This window comes from Halomonas marinisediminis (assembly GCF_004347715.1).
Lineage (GTDB): Bacteria > Pseudomonadota > Gammaproteobacteria > Pseudomonadales > Halomonadaceae > Halomonas > Halomonas icarae.
Window position 1 is genome coordinate 1 of the sequence record NZ_SLTR01000219.1, and the last position, 311, is coordinate 311.

Annotated in this window: 1 protein-coding gene; it reads left to right on the top strand. The window is 72.3% G+C overall.

What is annotated here, in order from left to right; translation table 11 throughout:
• Window positions 1–311, top strand: a 311-nt coding sequence (locus E0702_RS16455) for a phosphate ABC transporter permease family protein (protein WP_205741996.1), incomplete at both ends; no start/stop codon positions are given.

Sequence of the window (311 nt, forward strand, 5' to 3'; positions counted from 1 at the left end):
CGGATCTCCGACGGGCTCGATGCCGCGGTGGCGCGGGGCAGCATGACCGAGGCTGAGGCCCGCAGCCTGCGCGCCGACGCCACCGATATCCGCCAGGTGCTCGGCACCGTGGGCGTCGCCTTGGGCAGCGATGTCGACCCCGCCACCCTGCGCGCCGCACAAGCCTACCGCACCGCCAGCGCCAGCCTGAGCACATGGATGACCGTGGTCGTGCTCGCCATCGCGCTGGTCGGGCTTGGCCTGTCCTGGCTGCGCACCAACCGCGATTTCCGCGCCCGCAACACGGTCGAGACCGCCATCCTCGGCCTGCT